The organism is Rheinheimera sp. KL1 (assembly GCF_001275035.1).
Taxonomy (GTDB): Bacteria; Pseudomonadota; Gammaproteobacteria; order Enterobacterales; family Alteromonadaceae; genus Pararheinheimera; species Pararheinheimera tangshanensis.
In genome coordinates, this window is sequence record NZ_LAMX01000015.1 from 1 (window position 1) to 17,349 (window position 17,349).

The following is a 17,349-nucleotide window of genomic DNA, read 5'->3' on the forward strand; positions in this document are numbered from 1 at the left end:
GCATAAGCTGGAAAATCTCATCACGGGATTGGTATTAATTCCGGGGAAAGGTCATTTGCAATAAGCACTAAACCATCAGAAATACGGTCAATTTTTTCTATTTTGCTTTTTGCTCCCTCGATGACACCCATGAGTTCGTCTTGGGTGGATTCCATGTCTTCAAGGACTTTATATATTGCATCTGTATATAAGCTATCTGCGTCCATCCTCAGTGACGACAGCTGGTCAAATGCCTCTTGAGCCTCTTTTTGGGATATGGTCTTGCTCTTTGCTGCTGAGAGGACTTTTGCATGCATCGCATCTGCTGACTCCGTTAGTTTGTCGGCAAGAGCTTCTATTTCCGCTGCGGTTGATAATGCCATTCATATTCTCCTTGGAAAGTTCTTAAATGCTACTTACGGTTTGAATACTTTTAGATAAGTTTTTTATATCTTTGGTTAGCACTTTTAATGATTTCTGTAGGTCAGAGCCAGACAAATCGTCTAAATGTTTCACTAATTCTCTATGACCATCAGCGACTTTCTGAAGTCCTTTTTCGGCACTCAAATAGAGTGGCTGGGCTTGTTCGTATTCACGACGTTTGGCATCTTCATGGACTCGGGCAAGTGTAGCCAGTAGGCGGTCTTTGGGGGTATCAGCATATAGCAGCTCTACCTCAAAAAAGCCCAGGACTCTCTTTTTCTCGTTCTCATTTGTTTTTGAGTACAATCTTACTAAGTCCTGCATACCCGCCAGCAATAGTTGAAACGATGCGTCACCTTCTCGCACCATCTCCTTCACAGCTTTTTCTTGTAATCCTGCCATCGCCCATTTAGTGATAAGCGTCGTAATATTGGCAACAGCATCAACATGCGCAGCGGACACTCCAAAATCAGGATGTGCTTTAATTCCTCCGGATATGCCTTTAATTTCTCCAGACAAATCGTAAGTATCTTCACCGGCGAGTTTTGCTAAAGTCTGCATATATAGAGAGGCCGTTTGATGCACTCTTACGAGGTCTACATACGCTGCTTTACGCTTTTTGTCGTTCGTCTGGGCTCTCGCATCGACAGGGCCCGATAAATACAAGCGCTCACGTTCATACGTCGTATTAAACCTGTCAGTAAGTTGGGTGTAGCTCGATAGCTCAGCTGATGCATTCGCAAAATCCCTTACAGGTTGTAAGTTAGCGCAGCCAGTAAGATAAAATGCAGCAACAACACCAAAAATGTAATTCAATCGTTTCATACAAAATGTCCTTGGATAGTGTTATTGGGCTACCAGTGGATAAGCTGGCTTGTCTTTTCCTTCGAGCATCCAGTTCACCCACAATTTGTTATCTGAACCTTCAAGTAAGGTCACAAAGTTTCGGGCGCGGATATACTGGTTTGAGCCATATGGTTTGAGCATGTCGGCTGTAATAGATTTGTTCTCATCCAGGTACTCAGTGTCATCATTGGTAATCGCTAGGATGCCCAGCCACTGGATATAGGTAGGCGCAGGATGAACAATTCCAGAAGAAACAACTTGATGAATATTGATTGAGCTTGTTTCACGTTTGTCGCGGATGACGCCGAGGCATCCGACATGAACATCCCCAGATAATAGGACGGTTTTGCCTTTACGCATTTTTGCATTGTCTAATAAGCGCATAATTAGTTTTTGACGCTCACCTTGGTGCTCTTTTGCGCGCCAGTGGTCTTTTAAGTCATCGGTAACTTCTTCTTCCCATGGTGTAGAGTCAACAATAGATTCAGCTGCTGCAAAGTCTCTGTATACAACGGGCACTGCTGTCATGACAAGAAGGTCACCCGATGTGCAATAATTAAGAGCTGCAGCGATATCATTCCAGTGAGATTCACTCATCACCTGAGATAGTGTGCGTTCAGAGCGATTGTCTAAAGCCAAAACGGTATAAGTACCAAACTTTAAACTCATTGAATAATGCTTTAGATCTGCAAGATTTCCGATGAGTGACCTATTCTGAGGCCCTCTTACCTGCAATAGCTCAAAGTGCTTTTTGGCAGCTCCATAGATGGCTTGGTATACAGGACAATTCGTCAGTTTTTCTGGATAACTTCCCCACCCATCGAATATATCGTGGTCATCCCACATCATGACCGAAGGGATTGTAGCCAATATCTGTGCGACTTGTGGCTGATTCCAACGAGAGACATAAAGCTCACTGTAAAAACGGTCAATTTTTTTCTTCATATCAACCGTTGCCTGACGCTTTATCTTTTCATCTATTCCAAGTTCATTCCATTTTTGCAATGGTTCTATGGCTGACCAAATAGAATCCGCATACACTTGGTCACCCCCCATGAGTAATGCAGCAAATGGGGCTGAATCATGCTCGCTCTTCATCAGGTCCCAAAGGCGATAGGGATTCTCTGCGGTATTCATCAGCCTGTAGTCAGAAAAGCCATTGCATGATGCATAGGCGAACTTCGGTTTCTCATTGACTCCAGGAACATAAAATGCCCATTCCGAGATAGCTAGCTGACTTTGATACTGTTTGTTGTCACATACCACTTTGTATTCAACAAAGAAGCCCTGGCTTTCTGAGGTACGTGAATATCTGTACGCCAAACACCACCTGAGACTATTTCGCCTATGCACTGGGCCTGGATACTTTGCTCTCCAAGCAAAACAACCGCAGATTGAATGTTTTTAACAACAAAGAGAATGGTGTAATGGTTATCAGATTCGAGACCAATAATTGGGCCGAGCACGAGCTTGTCTGTCATGAAAATGTCCTGTTTTTCTATGTATTGTTCTTTATGTCAGCAGCCTAAACGCTTGAGCAGGATGGGATTAAACTTGAATTCCGGAAGGCTATAACGGAGCTTTGTTTGTAAATTTTCAAGAGGGATTGTTTTTGAGCAGTATCTTTCGCTGCGCGGAGTTGACTGCTCCATATGAAAAGCCACCGCATTGCCAGACCTGTCATAAATAATCTTGTAGTAAGCCGAAGGCACTATATGTGGCTCATCTGCCCCTGGCATTTTCGGCATAGGTTTATCGAAAAGCGGTCCTGTAATGACAAAGATAGAGTTGCGGAAACTAACCGCGCTTCTCTCTGCATCCTCTAGATTTTTCCAGGCACCTTGGTTCAGGTCTTTGTCCTGTGGGGTGATGTTGCTCAGATAATTCAGCTCGTACCAATATTTAGAGCCTGCGAACGATGCTAAAGGTGCTTGATGTCCACGGTCTGCATCTAAGGGCTCTTTACTCGCATCTTTATAATCAGGCTCTTCTAACGTCGCATCAGCGGGTAAAAGCGGATCGCTTGCCCAATCCCGACCTGGAGACTCACCAAAATTTGTGACATCCACTTCATAAGCAACCCAATCAGCCATTTTTGTATTGCTATTGTTTGACAGAGCATAAAGATGGCCAAAGACCAGAGTGTTTTCTTTGGGATTATCAGGACATCCTATGGGACAGTGAACGGAATAAATTTGCTCTGCCGCATAGGCAAATATAGAACTTAATAAAAAGATAGCGAAAAAAAAGCTTCGCATGGCCCAAACTCCCTTTGGTGCGTTTCCATTTAAGGTAGCATCTAATTTGCAGAATTCAACAGTTAAATGACAGATTTTTGAGCGTCAGTACTCAATATCTGCCAGCTCTAGCTTTAGTCACTATCCAACAAAACGACCACAATACAAGCTAGCAACTTTTTGAGTTGATTGACGGGTGAGTCCAGCACTAATTCTTATTAGGTCAAATAGTTAAACAAGTGCTCAAATGAACTTCTGCTTTATTAAGATGAGTTGATTACCATCCCATCTTGAAACTGTGGTTTGGACGGAATGAAAAACGAGGATCTAATAACTCAATTTCGGCATTTTCGTTTCTTTTGATTAAACGCACATTGAAATTCTGTGATTGTGTTATTTGCGGAAAATCGACCCCGAGTACTCTAAGCAGCTCTGGGTTATCAATCCATTCGCCCCCCACCATTGGGGTTATTTCGAACGAAATCTGCCAAGCCTGATAAACCGCAGTTGGTAATTGTTCTGTAGGGACTTCCTTAATCAGATTTACATTAGAGATAGTGTGTCCAGATGCATAACAAAAACCGTTCTGCTTGTGATCAAAGAAGTCTTTTCCTTTAGCTGTTAGGTCAAAAGTACCATTTGCCTGCTGCACCAATCCTACATCCGCCAACCGTTCCATGATCACCTTATTTCGGGTAACAAAATCACCTTTAGCAGGCCACTCGCTAAATAACTCTGACGTTAAACACGCTTTTTTCTGACCAAGTTCGTTTAAAGCGGCTAGTAGCTCTTCACTAGTCGGTCGCTCATTTGAGCAACCGCTTAGTGCACAAACTACAAGGGGAAAAACTTTCCTCATTTTTCATTCCTTTGAATACAAAACAAAGTCGTATCGTACCAATTAGGAGTACGTTCTGCTAGTACCTATTTATTGTTGATGTGAGGAGAGAAAACAGATAGCTTGATAAATCAATTAGTTTCATCGGAACTGAGATTAATGACTTATCTAGCACTGACAAAATCCTGTTAATGAGACTCATTCAAGATGAAAACTATACTCCAAGAAAATCGAGAAAATATTGCCTTAGTCGTCGGAAATGGGATCAATTTGTATGGGGCGGCTAGTGCAACTAACTCTTGGCAAGCTCTCTTAATTGCTCTCGCCAAAAAGAATTTACCATTGCCGCTTCGAGATGTACCTGAAGGAGTTACAATGACAGAGTTTTACGATGTACTGGAGCTCAAATCCAAACACTCCTCGTCAGCCATTCCATTGTCGCAGCAATTTTGTCAGTTAATGACTTCATGGAAATTTTACGATCATCATCAGCGTATTGTTCAATGGGCAATAAGTAACAAAAGTCCAATTCTGACTACAAATTTTGAGCAAGTACTCTCTGACGCCGGTAATTGCACATTACGTCGTAAAAAGAAAGATGGCTTCACGGACTACTACCCTTGGGGCAGCTACTACAGTAAGGAGGATGTATTAGATCCTAGTCGTGAGTTTGGAATTTGGCACATCAATGGGATGCAGCACTATAGACGGAGTGTTCGTCTTGGTCTTTCTCATTATATGGGGTCTGTAGAACGAGCAAGAAACTGGTTCCACAAGGGCGGGAAAATGAGCCTGTTTTCAGGTAAAAATTCTCAAGTGTGGAGTGGCGCGGATACTTGGTTACACATTGTATTTAATACTCCGTTACTAATATTTGGACTTGGTTTGGAAGAAAACGAAGTATTCCTTCGATGGTTGTTAATAGAGAGAGCTCGTTATTTCAAAAAATTCCCTGATAAAAGGAAAGACGCTTGGTATGTAAGTACAGGCGGACGTGATTCTGATGGTAAAAAGTTTTTCTTGGATGGTGTCGGAGTAACCCATATAGATGTTGGTAGTTATGATGATATTTATGGTGCCGAAGTCTGGAATGACTAGTGATCACATTGACTTTAATTCGCATCGAGTTTTAAGACTTTAGGTTCGGCAACTTTTTCAGTTGTTAGGTCTTGGATGCGGAGATTGATTTTTGAGCATCAAATCCCAAAGTATACGACTAGTACATTCATCAGCTTAGCTATAAGGGAAGTATAACAAATGGATGATTCTTTGGTCTTTCACTCAATCGCAAAATTACTCAGTGCCGATTACAGCAGACTAATTTTAGCTGCTAACGCTTATCAGTGTGTACTTTATGCTGAAACCCAATCTTCTGAACTGAAAAATGTTGGATCCATTGAGTTTAGTGACACCGAAAGAGCTAAGCTGCTTGATAAAACCATTAATAAAAAAGTGTTATGGCTGACAACTGATAACCCTCAAAACGTATCACCGCAGGATACCCAAAGCTCAATCCTTGTTAATTCTGCTACCGTTAAGCAATGGATTAAGAAAAGAGATCAAGTTACAAATGGTCGAAATGGTGAAGTAAGTAAAGCGACAAGAGATGAAGTTTTAGCTTCTGCGGCTTGGCGATGTCAGTTCGAAGGATGTGGTGAAGATTTACGGACACATTTTACATCTGGAGTTATAAAAGGTAATTTTAGTTATTTCGCGCATATTATTGCCTCATCACAAGACGGGCCTAGAGGTGATCCATCAGCATCACCTCTATTAGCTGATGATCCGACCAACATTTTATTGCTATGTGACAAATGCCATCGAACTATTGATCGAGTCGCGCCGCATGAATACTCAGTAACTAGGTTGCGGCACATGAGAGAGAGCAGCATCGCTCAGGTAAAAAGAGCTCTAGAGACACTCAGGTATCGCAAAGTCAAAACAATTGTCCTATCCGGCAGTATCGAAGGGCAATCGCCAGATTTTGATCGTAGGAAGGCTGAAGAAGCATTGTGGCAATCTGAGCTTCGAAGTGAAGGAGAGCCTTTTTGGATCCTAAAACAGGCATATCAAACTTCCTCTGTTAATAAAGCTAGTTTTTGGTCAAACGCATTTGACTGGATTGGCTTAGAATATAGGAGTCTACGTTCATATCTATCTGGGACAGGTACGGCTGGAGGTGAACGTCTTCCGACAGCAGTTTTCGGAGTTGCAATGATGTCTCTGATGGTTCTTGCGGGTAGGATCTTTGGTGAATCGTCATCGATTTACCACTTTCAATTTCATCGCGACCAGAGTGCGGATAAATTTGGCGGGCAGTGGGCTTGGCTCGCCGACGAAGAGCCAAAAAACACTTTCTCCTTTGATACATTAAAAGAGCACAACGGTGAAAACTCTGCGGTACTACTTTTCTTTTTGACTGCAAAACCTGAATTTAATGAGCTTCCTCCTGATATCTATTTGAATGGCGAATTCCAGAAGCCTACCGTCATGATAAAAGCATCGAATACGTCATTCAAATGTATTAGATCGAAAGATGATTTGATAAGACTTGGATATGTAATAGATGATGTTGTTAAGCTAATACAAGATGAGTGGCGTATCAAAAATGTACAGCTACTTCCCTTAGCTCCTACAACAGCATGTTTTAAATTGGGACAAAAGATGCAGGCGCGTTGCCAGCCTGAGTATACCATTTATGAACGCTCTCTGGCTGGAAATCGCGAGTTTGAGCCAATCCTAAAAATCACACCAACAAAAGCTGTATGCCTCGCAGGTTCGTCCCAAGAAGAAATACAGCTATAGGAATATGTATGAACGAGACTTTTATATCTGTCGATATTGAGGCATCAGGACCCGTGCCTGGTGAGTTCAGTATGTTATCTGTTGGTGCTTGCTTGGTTTATGAACCAACTCAAACATTTGAACGAGTCCTTAAGCCGACTACTAAGAACTTCGATCCAGAAGCTCTCGCTGTTACAGGGTTTGACTTAGATGAGCTTACTAGAAATGGTCAAACTCCTGAAGAGTGCATGCGAGCCTTTGCGGATTGGCTTCAGGCTGTAGTTCCTAGTGGTTCAAAACCAGTCTTTGTTGGTTTGAATGCGGCATTTGACTGGTCTTTTGTTAACTATTATTTCATCAAATTTTTTGGAGTTAACCCTTTTGGATTTGCACCTTTAGACATTAAAGCAATGTACATGGGGGTATTCGGATGCGCTTGGAAAGATACTAAATCAAGCTTGATGTCCAAAGCTCTCAATGCTGAACTTCAAGGTAATCACAACGCATTAATCGACGCTGTTTTTCAAGCGGAGTTGTTTCGATTAATGCATCAAAAATCAACTATTCAGAAGCGAGATTAAATATGGATCTAGTACAACAAGACCTAGGCCAAGTTGATAACTGGGAGCTGATGCTTCTGGCAGCTATTGATAAAATTTCCATTACAGAACCCCAGTATTCTCTGATAGAAAAACGCTACGACGTCTTACAGGACATCTTGTCTGGTTCGGACGACCCAATTTTACAAGATGCACATATTTTCATTCAAGGCTCAATCTGCCTAAAAACTACAATAAAACCAGCTCCAGAAGCAAAGGATGAAATGGCCACCATAGATGCTGATGCGGTCGTTTTATTACCTCGGGCTCGTGGCTACTCTGCGGATGAAGTGTTAAAAAGTATAAAGAAAATTTTCTCTGAACGCTCTCGTGTGCAAAGCCCTATAGTTGAACTACGGCGTGGTATACGAATTGAGTACGCAGATGAAAACCCAGCATTTCACATCGATGTAACACCTGCGATTTCAACGTCAGTCTATTGCGATCCAAAAGGATTCGGTAACCTGCAGGTTCCAGATCGGGTGCAAGGATGGAAAGCGAGTACACCCAGAGATTATTCTGATTGGTTAGACGAGCTTTCAAAGCAGCAAATTACTATAGCATTGGAAAGCAGAACCATGATGAAAGGAGATGCCTATGACGCTATTTTCTCTAATGTAACACAAGACCCTATGCCAAGTTATGATGACTACACGTCACATAACCCACTTAGAGCCACTATTAAGGTTTTAAAAAGACTTAGAGATGTGTGGGCGATTTCGACTGAAAAAACAGACCAAAGACCTATATCGGCAGTTATTACAACACTTGCTGCACTGTCTTACGAAGCTGTTGTCGCAGCTTCGGTAATTAGACCTTTGCGACCACTTGAAGCAATCACAATGATCATCGAGGGAATGCCTAAGTTTATCAAAATGAACCAAGCTACCGGTGAGTATTTCGTTCTCAATCCCAAAGATGCTGGTGAGAATTTCGCAGAAAAATGGAACCGAAAAGGGGGACATGAGTATCGTCAAGCATTTTATGAATGGCACGGGTTTGTCATGGATGCTCTTAGAATTGGCTTGGTTCAGCACACATCTGAACTAGAATTTGAATCCAACTTCTCGTCGCGTTTTGGACTCCCTAAGGCATGGGTTTCAGACTTCATTGAGAAAACATTACCTTCGAATAAAACTCTCCCAGGTTTGAAAAAAGGCGTAACAAAAAATACGTTGGCTATAGGGCTTTTTAGCGGCGGAACTGCTGCTCAGGAAAACATAACTTCGGTAGATAGACTTGGTTGATTTATCAGTACTAACTAAATTACCAGAGCCTGTTCAACAAGGTGTTCAGGCTCTGTTCGATGGTTTTGGTCCTCAAATACACTATGTATTGTCAGAGACTAAAACGAATTACAAGGAGGTGATTGCATTTCAAATGTTACTGCCTCTCGATTACTTGGGCGTTCAGCGTCACTTGCGCATCGGATTCCCAGAGAAGTTTCCACTCCAAAATATGATTTTAAAAGTGACACCTAATGCGTGGTTGGAGTGGCCGCATACGTTTGAAAATAGCATTTGTCTTTATGGCGCTGGAGAGCATCCTTCATCACTAGAACCTGTAGATATAGTTAATGATGCGATAAAACGATTAAAGCTGCTAATTGGGTTCGTTGCTAAAGATACATGCCCGATATCCAGGCAAAAAGAGTTCGAGCGGGAAATATCTACTTATTGGAACCAGCAACTTACTCGTATTCATCAAACAGCACTTTTACTAAATATACCGAAAAAGGCCTGTGCTCTTTACACGTTGAGCGATGCAGCAAACAGAACGCTCAGCAATATGCCAACTTGGTTTGCGGAAGAAGTTGGAGTGCTAAAAAATCATGCTTTTAAATCTTCAAAGTATACCGTTAGAGCAGAGCATTTAGCACAATCAGCCTACTACTTAGTATTAAGTTCCGTTCCGTCCAAAGAGATACCGAAATCTGAACTGCTCCTTCAATGGTTATCTGAGCATATTAGCGGTATTGAACTCTCTAATTTCCAAAACTGGCTGGGAGAAAGCAGTAAGTACTCTACACGCTGGATATTTTTAAAGCTTCCAGAAACAAATCCTCCGAAAATTCAAACACTAATTATACGTGGGATGTCTCAAGAAGATAAATTTGTTAAGTTCTACGGGCATCGAACAGCTAAAAGATCGAAAGCTAGAGATAACTTAATCATTCATCCTAAGCTTCATACTGCAGCTGTTTATATACTCGAACCTTCAATTATTCACTCACGAAACAAGAGTGTTGACTTGGAGCAAATTGCTACCAAAAAAATCGTAATGGTAGGCGCTGGAACGTTAGGTAGCTTTGTATTGTTGCAGTTAGCGAAGTTTGGCATTCAGAAACTCACTATTATCGATCCTGATAATCTCTCTGATGCAAACTTAGGGCGTCATGTTTTGGGTATCTCAGAGTTAGGCCAAAATAAAGCAGAAGCAATGCGGAGTTTTTTACTGAGAAATATGCCATGTGAAAAAGTACAGGCAGTCCCAACTTACCTTCAGTTCGCTTTATATGATAAGCCGTCAATGCTTGATAATGCCGATATCGTGGTGATTACAACTGCTGACTGGGATTCTGAGAAATATCTATGGGAATTAAAAAGTCGGGGAGCGAGTTGGGAGTTGATACAGGCCTGGACAGAGCCCCAAGCTCATATCGGTCATGCAATTGTCAGTGGTTCCGATGTTACTGATGGTCGATATTTATTCGAGCCAAAGGGACGGTTTAAATACAGATTTTCCGATTGGAAAAAAGGTGGTGTAATTCCTCTACCTGGATGCGGTGAAAGTTTTATCCCAAGTGGGCCTGTTGGTGTTGTACAAGTGGCGTCTATGGTTGCTGACATTGTTATTAAGGTTGTTACTGGGCGGCTAACTGATGCAGCTTGGTTTTCTATGATAAAAGAACCTTCAACAATTGAAGCCCTGGGTGGAGAGTACTTAGGACCGAAAGAATACTTTCAGGCAAATCTTACGATCCTGTCTAGAGCATGGCCTGATGATGCCTCTTAGTTCAGTATGTTCATGGGGGTGGGACAACCCGAAGTTGGTACTCCATGTCACTGAAAATGTGATGAAGGTACTAACTTCATATCGACAATATGGCAACCAAAGTGAAGTGGGTGGACAGCTATTTGTTGACATGAATCAGCCTGATGGTATTTGGCTTGTAAAGGCAACCCTACCTCATCCAGCAGACAAATGTTCTTATAACAGTGTTGAATTCAACAAATTGCGGTGCTTGGAAGAAATGCGTCAGGCATCGAAGGAAGGGCTTCAATTTATAGGTTACTGGCACACCCACCCTCAAGATATACCACAGCTTTCCCCTCAGGATCTTGTGAGTATCCGAAAATTTGTAAATAAGAATAAGCATATTCAAGAATGCTACATAGCTGTTATCGTTGGCCGATCTTTATCTCTTGATGGAGTGAGGGCTTGGCTATGTACGCCTAACACAATAACTATTTCACAGAATGCGAGAAATTAATCTTGGTAAGATTTGTGGACGGTAATTCATTTGATCGGGGATAACGACATTGCCCTGTCAGATGTGACCAATATTGCAATATCGGAAATTAGCTAGTGCATAGTAGGAACTGTAATTTCCACAATAGATAAGTTAATGTTCTGTTTGATACATGAACTTTTAATGCTCTCTAGCACTTGCCCCTGATACATTGTATTGCAATGCTCCCCGTCCACTGGAAGATGGTAGATACTGCCAGATGCTTGCTCCCAAACAAATTTATCACCTTCCTTTTTCAGTGCTGATAAATCTGGGGCACCGCTGGAGAGTTGCCATTTATCATTTTCTTCACGCCAGGTTGCAAAAATTTTGTAGGCGATTTTTTCTCCATCTTCAAATTTCAAAATGGTCCATCCGTCAGGGCAGTGAATTGTTGACACAAACATCTCCTTCCAAACTGAGAGTTAATAAGCATTGTTTTATAACATTTGTCGATACTGGAAAAGTGCTAGTGACTTTTTCTTCCAATACTACTGGTGGGCCGCGTCTTAGCTGAGTTTTTTACGATAAAGAGTGTTAATCCTATTTTGAATGCGTGTGCGAATTACATCCTTCAACTGCTCTGTGCCCGGCGAATCAGCCAATACCTTTTCAATACATTTGTATATCTTCGTGACCAGCTTATCCATCAATACTTGCCCCACCTTTTCACCAAGAGACAATTGATTGGCCAGTTGCATAAAATCATGCCCAGTGTAATAGCCATACTGCTCATAGGAAGACGTACTGAATGCATCATCGACTTCACTTTGGAGTAACCAGATGCTCAACTCACCTGAAGCGTCGTATTCTTTGTAAGGAGCCACAGAGACCATATCGTACATCTTGGTAAAGCCTGTTGCTGCCGAATCATGCATCGGCCTTATCAAACTCATATTTTTAAGATGTAGGTCATTGTTACCCACAATGTAAGCCATTAATACATGTAGAAAACCGTCTTTGAGGACTTGCATGTGCCTGCCGCAACACACATATGCTGTTTTGAGCATACGCTCATATGATAATGCCTCACTGCTTTTGTTGCCCGGAGATACATCCATCGCGGATGCCATATCCTCAATGAAACCAATGTGCCTGCCGGTACGGTCAATATCGAATCTGCTGGTCACATAAGCCATCTCGCCACAGGAGAAAGGCACTAAATAGTGGTCAGCCACATTGAAACCTACCTTGTCGCAGAGCTGCATAATGATGTATTCATTAATAGCCAACTCAGGAAATTCATTTGGAGATGGTTTTACAATATAGGGACCAATGCCCATCGCATTGGTGAGCATTTTTTTAGCACCTGCTTTATGCGTTAAAAACATCTTGGGCTGGACACCCGAAATCGAGGCTCTACCTAATGATGCTATCGCAACTTCATTAAATTCTTCTCGAGGAAAGTCTATTTGAAATCCTTTGAGACTTTTAGCAGGAATGAGCTGATTTTCTGGTTCTGCCTGATGCTCAGGAAGCATCTCGGTTAGAATTCGTATCGGTCCAATCAGTTCTTCCCCGTGCCCCAACAGGAGTCCAAATTTGTCATCTTGATCTAATCGGGCAAGTTTAGCTTGATGGCGTTTTACCCACCCTTCACTTACTAAGTTCGAAAAAAATGTTGGGAGAGCACGGCTTTCAAAGGGAGTAACAGTGAGAGGTAGATTCACTCCAATCTGCGCGAGTCCACTCGTGAGATATTCAGGGGCATATTGGAAGACGTATTCATACCCTCCCTGGACAATGAATTCCTTCAAAGCACCGGCGAAGTGGGCCCCAGCATATACATAACCAACTCGGTTTTCTTGCATCAAAGCCCCCTCTATCTACTGCTTCCCTATATAAAGTTGCAAGCCAATAGCCCTAAGTAGGGCGCTTAACTTGCCCACTGATACAGTGTCTGGTTTGGTGCGGATGTTGTAGTAAGTTCCAGGAGAAATACCACAAATTGCAGTGAGCTCTGATACTTGTAATGTCCCAAGATTTGCATCAATCATATCTGAAAGTGTATTTTCAGAGAGCGGTTGATAAGAGCGCTGAGCTGCTTGAGAAATAGCGTCTTGCATTAATACATCAAGTGTACTTAGCTCATTCACGAGGCGAGCCCGTTTTGCAGCGAGTTCTCGCAATGTCGATTCTTGGGACGAGATAGAATTACTTTCCATAAGTGCCTCAAAAATTCATTATGATGAATTAATCTAGATTAAATCAAACAATAGTTGACAATAATGAAATAAGCAACGGAATTAATTCATCTAAGTGGATAAAAATAAATTTTTCCATAGCAAAGTTCATCTTAATGAATTTTTATTTGGCGTATTAACGGTGATATCTTGTCATCTAGAGCATCAATATCACATAAAACTTTAAGCACTTTGTGGCCCATATGGAATTCAATGTGCTAAAAGTAAGAAGTATCGAAAATAGGCGCTTCCATATCTAATGTTGCCGAAATAATGCAGCTGGCCGGAGTTATTGCGGCCAAATTGCCGAAGAAGGCACTAGCCCTCATGATGAGCTACTTGAAATCTATGACGCAAATTTGGTTGTCATTGAAGCTCTCAGCAATTGAGGGCACTGTAGCTGTAAAAGTCAGGCGAGCCGCAGGAACCGGAAGGCTTTTTGTCTCTGTTCGAGAGCTGAGCCTGTGACTTACGGTGGTAAAAACTGATAATGCCGGCATGCAAACGTGCATAACCGAGAGTCGACTTTTTATGGGTAAGAACAACTTGCAACAAGTTGCTCGCGTTTGTGACGGGCATAAGGTTATGGGTGATAGTGAAACTCAATAGAGATTTAGGATTCTATGTTCCAGCCTTTTTCATGATGAAGGTTGATATAGACTTACCTATTGAAAAAATTATAGACACAGTAAATGAGAGAGTTTTCGCTCACGAATTGATCCATTTTTTACAGGACGTGAGTACTACATACGGGCTAATTAATATTTCAAAATGTATCGATGTCATTAAGTCTCAGAACCATGCGCTAAGGCAAAAGATCGGTCCTGTCCGGTTGCCATTATTGAGTAGCGATCTCAGCGATACCGTAATGGCTAATAATGATCTATTTTCATTGTATGTTGGAGATGATGCCGAAAAATTTAAAGAGTTTCCTGAGAGTTATGCCGTCATAGAGGTAATTGAAAGCCAGATGGAAGTGGATCTCGTTCCAAACCCAGTAAAATATTTCTATATCAGGTATGGGAGCTCGGTGATTGGTGTAACTGAAGATTTTCATTTTGGGGCAATGGCTATTTATGAAAGCATGGCGAACTTAATTGAAAGCGAAATATACGGAGAAGAAAAAAGAAGAAAAAATTTTCCATACGATGCTGCGTTGATGCTAGCCGAGCATTTATGCCCCGGTATTTCTCACTATAGGTTCGCAATTAGTGAGTTGTGTGAAGCGTCATTAATGTACTACAACCCTGCTGAAATATTTGTCGAGTGTCTTAGAAAAATCCATGAACTTGGGCTCGTATTCAAAAGCCCAGATGAATGTTACCGATATGTGTTAAATAATTTCACCTTAGAATCGGAGTCAGTTAGTGTCGAGTACATAAATGCTTCTAAATCGGCAGAGTCTCAGTTAATTGATTTATTCACTGTTTCCCCTTTGAAAGAAGAGCAATGGGCTAGCGGTATGGTCATTAGGGCGAGAGGAATAAGAAATAGTGATAAATCGATATCCGCTAGACTGTGGGGAGCAAATAAAAATCAGTCTAGGAAGTCGCTAATGGATTTTATCCATAGTATAGGAATGCCAGTTGTTTTTAATCAAAACTTTGAAGCTTGGCTCAAAGATTCAGAGAAATCGTTTCTTACTCCCCTAATGTATCCCGCTATTCTTTCGTTTCACGAAATAGTACGAGGTAAGCAACTGGGGTGCATATTAAAAGAACACTGTGCGAACGAAAACTCTGGTTGTACACCAGATGATAATTGTCAATCAGCCCCTTGGGCGCGACTTGCTCAAGGGAAATCCTGCTATTTTTCGAACATATGGAAAATGTGGGGGCTTGAAGATGTGCAAATTTCTGCAAATTAGATCTAACAATTGCATGTTTTGGGCTGGTTTTCTGCTGCGCTCCAAACCGTCCGAAAGTGCAGACATTAACTTCCGCTTCACGCTCTCATTTACCTAAGATCTAAAGTTCAATGTTAGAGAGAGCGTCGAACTGCCACCACCCGCGGTGACAAAGAGTAGACAAATTCAGTTCTAAGATGTACAAAGTTCCTAAAAAAGGAGTTTGCAATGGATAATGCACTTTTAACCACGCTAGTTTTTACCTGTATTTTTATCGTCTTAGTTCTGATTATTCGCTCCCAGTCAAAACGGAATAAATCCTTTAAGAGCCAAGTATCTGCTTTGCTTGCCGAACGCTCTGCACTTCAACAAGTTATTCGTGAACAGGAAATTGATGTCGCAACAGCGCGCGAATTAATTTCTCAGCTTGAATTGAAAACCGCTGATTTATCTGAAGAAGTTCAATCACTGAGTCGTTTTTGTGATATCCGAGACACTACACAAGAACTAGAACGTCTGCAGACTGTAATAGCCAGAAACACAGACGAAGCTAAAGATTTGGTTAATAAATTAATTAATGACGCAAATCAAGATGCAAATCAAATTACCGAGCAAGCTCGGATTTATGCAGAAACCCTAAGACGAGAGGTCAGTGCGGACGCTAAGTTAAAGCGTGAGAAGGTGCAAGCTTCACTTGATGAAGCAAATACCCAAGCGTCGCTCATTATAAGTAAAGCCCAACAAAATGCTGAGGAAATTGCTGGTGATGCCTATCGCGCGCTTAGAGAGGCTGACCGGTTGGAAGCGGTGATTGAAGCACTCAAAAATACAGTCACAGGATACGGTGATGAGCATTTGAAGCCAACCTACGGATTACTAGACGAACTTGCAGAGATGTATGCTTTCAAAGACGCTGGCCAGGAATTAAAACGAGCTCGAGAACGAACCAAATTGATGGTGACGTCAGAGCGCGCTGCGACATGCGACTATGTTGAAAGAAATCGAGCAGTAACGGCCATTAATTTCGTCATTGATGCCTTTAATGGCAAAGTAGATTCCGTTCTTTCACGCTCCAAGACAGACAACTTCGGTAAACTTGAAGCGGAGATCCGTGATGCCTTTGCTCTGGTCAACCATAATGGTAAGGCGTTTAGAAGTGCACGAATCAACGAGGAATATCTTCAATCTCGGTTAGATGAACTGCATTGGTTAACTGCGGTGAATCTAATACGTGAACAAGAAAAAGAAGAGCAACGCCGCATTCGCGAACAAATCAGAGAAGAAGAAAAAGCCAGGCGTGAATATGAGCGAGCAATTAAAGACGCAGCAAAAGAAGAGGCTGCAATTCAAAAAGCTTTGGAAAAACTGCAAAGCCAGTTAGAAAAAGCCAGTGAAGACCAACGCGCTGAATTCGAGGCAAAACTAGCAGACTTGCAACAAAAGTTGGTAGATGCAGAATCGAAAAACCAAAGAGCGTTGTCCATGGCCCAGCAAACCAAAACTGGGCATGTATACATCATTTCCAATCTAGGCTCCTTTGGGGAAAATGTTTATAAAGTTGGTATGACTCGCAGATTAGAACCGCTAGACCGGGTAAAAGAGCTGGGTGATGCCAGTGTTCCTTTCCCGTTTGACGTCCATGCCATGATTTGGAGTGAAGATGCCCCAGCTCTCGAACGAGATTTACATCGCTACTTCCTCCGAGCACAGTTAAATAAGGTGAATCCAAGAAAAGAATTCTTCAGATTGAATATCAGCGATATCAAATCTCATATCGAAGAGCGCGGGCAGGAAGCCGTGTGGACTCTGCAGGCTGAAGCGGCCGAATATCGTGAAACATTAGAAATTGAAAAACGAATTGAGGAAGACCCTTTGGTTGCCGCCGAGTGGACAAGGCACCAGATAGAACTAGCGATTGAGAACAAACAAGCAGACCTTAGTGAAGATGAAGATATTGAATGAGAGAATGCTGATTTGTGCCAAAATCGGATCAATGCATTACATCAAATGCCCACTGAGAACTAATTTTCTTAGCTAAAACTACGTGTAACTACTTGTCAAATTTATAGTTTTAGCTTTTCAGTTTATAGAAACATAAATGGC

Annotated in this window: 16 protein-coding genes; 8 read left to right on the top strand and 8 right to left on the bottom strand. The window is 41.9% G+C overall.

Annotated features, from left to right (window positions below; translation table 11 throughout):
• Window positions 1-20: 20 nt before the first annotated feature.
• From WH43_RS07395 to WH43_RS07415, 5 genes are all read right to left on the bottom strand, one after another.
• Window positions 21-362, bottom strand: coding sequence for a hypothetical protein (locus tag WH43_RS07395; protein ID WP_053424001.1), 342 nt, complete (start codon window positions 360-362; stop codon window positions 21-23).
• Window positions 363-384: 22 nt separating this feature from the next.
• Window positions 385-1,227, bottom strand: coding sequence for a hypothetical protein (locus WH43_RS07400; RefSeq protein WP_053424002.1), 843 nt, complete (start codon window positions 1,225-1,227; stop codon window positions 385-387).
• Window positions 1,228-1,248: 21 nt separating this feature from the next.
• A complete protein-coding gene (locus tag WH43_RS07405) occupies window positions 1,249-2,571 on the bottom strand; it encodes an alkaline phosphatase D family protein (protein WP_152342803.1) in 1,323 nt (440 codons plus the stop codon).
• Window positions 2,572-2,765: 194 nt separating this feature from the next.
• Window positions 2,766-3,506: a DNA/RNA non-specific endonuclease gene (locus WH43_RS07410; protein WP_053424003.1), complete on the bottom strand. Its 741-nt coding sequence runs from the start codon at window positions 3,504-3,506 to the stop codon at window positions 2,766-2,768.
• A 256-nt stretch (window positions 3,507-3,762) separates the two neighbouring features.
• The gene (locus WH43_RS07415) at window positions 3,763-4,344 is read right to left on the bottom strand and encodes an SEN1982 family lipoprotein (RefSeq protein WP_053424004.1); all 582 of its coding nucleotides are present in this window, start codon (window positions 4,342-4,344) and stop codon (window positions 3,763-3,765) included.
• A gap of 186 nt (window positions 4,345-4,530) precedes the next feature.
• Between WH43_RS07415 and WH43_RS07420 the strand changes: the two genes are divergently transcribed.
• The 6 genes from WH43_RS07420 to WH43_RS07445 all read left to right on the top strand — a co-directional run bounded on the left by WH43_RS07420 (window position 4,531) and on the right by WH43_RS07445 (window position 11,199).
• Window positions 4,531-5,421 carry a hypothetical protein gene (locus tag WH43_RS07420; RefSeq protein ID WP_053424005.1) on the top strand — a complete coding sequence of 297 codons (891 nt, stop codon included), beginning with the start codon at window positions 4,531-4,533 and terminating at the stop codon, window positions 5,419-5,421.
• Window positions 5,422-5,580: 159 nt separating this feature from the next.
• Window positions 5,581-7,128 carry an HNH endonuclease gene (locus WH43_RS07425; RefSeq protein WP_053424006.1) on the top strand — a complete coding sequence of 516 codons (1,548 nt, stop codon included), beginning with the start codon at window positions 5,581-5,583 and terminating at the stop codon, window positions 7,126-7,128.
• A gap of 8 nt (window positions 7,129-7,136) precedes the next feature.
• Window positions 7,137-7,688, top strand: a complete 552-nt coding sequence (locus tag WH43_RS07430) for a 3'-5' exonuclease (protein WP_053424007.1) — start codon at window positions 7,137-7,139, stop codon at window positions 7,686-7,688.
• 2 nt (window positions 7,689-7,690) lie between these two features.
• Window positions 7,691-8,953 (top strand): nucleotidyltransferase domain-containing protein, encoded by a 1,263-nt coding sequence (locus WH43_RS07435; protein WP_053424008.1) that lies wholly within the window; start codon window positions 7,691-7,693, stop codon window positions 8,951-8,953.
• Window positions 8,946-10,721: a ThiF family adenylyltransferase gene (locus WH43_RS07440; RefSeq protein ID WP_053424009.1), complete on the top strand. Its 1,776-nt coding sequence runs from the start codon at window positions 8,946-8,948 to the stop codon at window positions 10,719-10,721. The genes WH43_RS07435 and WH43_RS07440 overlap by 8 nt, the downstream gene beginning before the upstream one ends.
• A 61-nt stretch (window positions 10,722-10,782) precedes the next feature.
• Entirely contained in the window at window positions 10,783-11,199 is a 417-nt protein-coding gene (locus tag WH43_RS07445; protein ID WP_286049562.1) for a Mov34/MPN/PAD-1 family protein, read from the top strand.
• Between the two features lie 92 nt (window positions 11,200-11,291).
• On the opposite strand, the gene WH43_RS07450 is transcribed toward WH43_RS07445, so the two are convergent.
• From WH43_RS07450 to WH43_RS07460, 3 genes are all read right to left on the bottom strand, one after another.
• Window positions 11,292-11,618: a lipocalin/fatty acid-binding family protein gene (locus tag WH43_RS07450; protein WP_152342804.1), complete on the bottom strand. Its 327-nt coding sequence runs from the start codon at window positions 11,616-11,618 to the stop codon at window positions 11,292-11,294.
• A gap of 108 nt (window positions 11,619-11,726) precedes the next feature.
• Window positions 11,727-13,028, bottom strand: a complete 1,302-nt coding sequence (locus tag WH43_RS07455; protein WP_053424012.1) for a type II toxin-antitoxin system HipA family toxin — start codon at window positions 13,026-13,028, stop codon at window positions 11,727-11,729.
• A gap of 15 nt (window positions 13,029-13,043) precedes the next feature.
• A complete protein-coding gene (locus tag WH43_RS07460) occupies window positions 13,044-13,382 on the bottom strand; it encodes a hypothetical protein (RefSeq protein ID WP_152342805.1) in 339 nt (112 codons plus the stop codon).
• 613 nt (window positions 13,383-13,995) lie between these two features.
• Here WH43_RS07460 and WH43_RS07470 point away from each other — a divergent pair.
• Complete coding sequence (locus WH43_RS07470) at window positions 13,996-15,267, top strand: hypothetical protein (RefSeq protein WP_152342806.1); 1,272 nt, start codon at window positions 13,996-13,998, stop codon at window positions 15,265-15,267.
• A gap of 207 nt (window positions 15,268-15,474) precedes the next feature.
• Complete coding sequence (locus WH43_RS07475) at window positions 15,475-17,208, top strand: SNIPE associated domain-containing protein (protein WP_053424016.1); 1,734 nt, start codon at window positions 15,475-15,477, stop codon at window positions 17,206-17,208.
• The last annotated feature ends 141 nt before the right edge of the window (window positions 17,209-17,349 follow it).